This is a genomic window from Blautia hominis, from assembly GCA_002270465.1.
In the GTDB taxonomy this organism is placed as follows: domain Bacteria; phylum Bacillota; class Clostridia; order Lachnospirales; family Lachnospiraceae; genus Blautia; species Blautia hominis.
Genome location: NQOF01000021.1, coordinates 1 through 1,927, shown reverse-complemented (window position 1 = coordinate 1,927; position 1,927 = coordinate 1). Strand labels below are relative to the sequence as shown.

The following is a 1,927-nucleotide window of genomic DNA, read 5'->3' as shown; positions in this document are numbered from 1 at the left end:
TACCTGTCTTTTGAAGTTGAGGTAAAAAAATAGTGCTAAGCCATAGGTTAGAACCTATGACTTAGCATTTTATTTATATCTTCATTTCCGAGAAAATAAGATGTTAATGGTAATCCTGTCAGAGAAGATAAATCCTTGATAAATGACGAACTCCTGGTTAGATTTATATATTTTCGGTCAGCGATTCTGGCAACCCTAAAATCACGTATAAAATCAAAGATCTCTTCTGTGCCATATTCATCCTTTAAGGTATGTATCTGTAAGAGCCTCGTCAGCAGCACAGAAAGATAGCATATGAGGAAATGACCGGTGATCGTTTCCTGCTTTTGCATATAAACCGGTCTTGCGTCAAGCTGGGATTTCATGATGCGGAAGGATTCCTCGATCCTCCAGAGATTATGATAAGCAGCATAGATTTCCGAAGCCTCCATTCGGGTTTCAGAAGTTATGATCATGTTATAACCCGCTAGCTTTTTTGCGTTTTCTATTGCTTTTTCATTCATTTCCACCTTGATCTTTCCAGTTGTTTTTTTGCCCTTTTTGTCAGCAGGGACAAAGGTGACATATTTGGAACTATCTCCGTATTCGGCTTTCTTTGCTTCACATGATCTGAGTTTTTGGGCTTTTTCCACCTGTCGGTTGATTTCATATCTTTGCTTTTCAGCGAGTTTTGGATTAAATGTCACAATACGTTTTTCTGTAAGTTTCAGTGTCTTCTTATGTCCGTTGTCATCCGTATAAGTATATGAAAAATCATCCACACAATCTTTGATGCGGTAAAGGACTTCTCCTTTCTTGTTTTTGACATCAGTATAATCATTCTCGAGAAGTACCCATGTTTTTTCTGTTTCCGGGAGTGTCTTTACAGATTTCGAGAAAATGTAGCCATCTCCTGTTTTCAGGGCATGCAGGATGTTGTTAAAACAATTAAGCCCTTTATCTGCTATCTGGATAGTCCTGCCGGATATGTGGCTGCGCTGTTTCAGATCATCAATGATATCCCGTATCACTGGTTTTTCACTTTCATTCCCGGGATACAGTTTCATACCGATAGGGATCTGGTCTGCATCAAGGAGCAGGCCCATCCCGACGATGGGTTCCTTTTTGTTTTCTTTTGAGGGTCCTTTTAACCGGAAATCATCTTCTTTGTCAATCTCAAAATAAAAGTTTGTGCAGTCGAAGTAGGAGTGGGAAGTATCAAATGGATACTTCAGGGCTACTTGATGATTGAAGATCTCGATGATCTTTTCATATTCAGAACCAATATATCCGAGACCGGAATAGATCTGGTCAAGGGAGAAGTCGTGTCTTTCAAACAGCTTGGGGATGACCTCTAAATAAGTTTTTAATTTTGAGCAGGGACAGACCACTCTCGCATAAATGAGGGTTGCCATCATATCAAAGATATTGAACCGAAAATTCGTTGCGGTCTGCATAAGGTCGAGATATTTTTTACATCCGAGAGAATCATTGAGATTCTTCAAAGGGAAATAGCCAAGAAGTTTTTCAGGAGATTCTTCAGATATCTGTCGTTCTTTTTCAGACTGTTTTTTCTTTTTGTATTCTTGATTAAGTTTTTGTACTTCTTCGCCAAATACGGAAATAGGATCCTCAATGCCGTTTGCCTGTAGTTCATGAACATAGCCGATCGGTTTATAAGAACGATGAGCACCGCCTTTGCGTTCGGGATCGTAATAACTTTCATAAATTTGAAGATAAGTGCCTTTTTTATTCTTAGTTTTCTTTAAAAAATATGCCATAAAATCACCCTCTTTCATTATAACACTATAGCACTATATAGTCAATATATAAAAAAGATTTTTGTCAAGTTTTTCAAAAACAAAAAAAGCCAGCATTTATGCTGACTGCGGCTGTTTCGTAATAAAATAAACCTCTAAAGATTGTAGTGCTAAATCCCAAAGACGGG

The 1,927-nt window shown here is 38.1% G+C and carries 1 protein-coding gene; it reads right to left on the bottom strand.

The features are described 5' to 3' along the window. Window positions 1–47 precede the first annotated feature (47 nt). Window positions 48–1,760 (bottom strand): IS1634 family transposase, encoded by a 1,713-nt coding sequence (locus tag CI595_RS25710; RefSeq protein ID WP_095176470.1) that lies wholly within the window; start codon window positions 1,758–1,760, stop codon window positions 48–50. Between the last annotated feature and the right edge of the window lie 167 nt (window positions 1,761–1,927).

Coding starts and splice junctions, on each gene's coding strand:
- CI595_RS25710 (WP_095176470.1), bottom strand. CDS start 1,760: ATGGCATATTTTTTAAAGAAAACTAAGAATAAAAAAGGCACTTATCTT.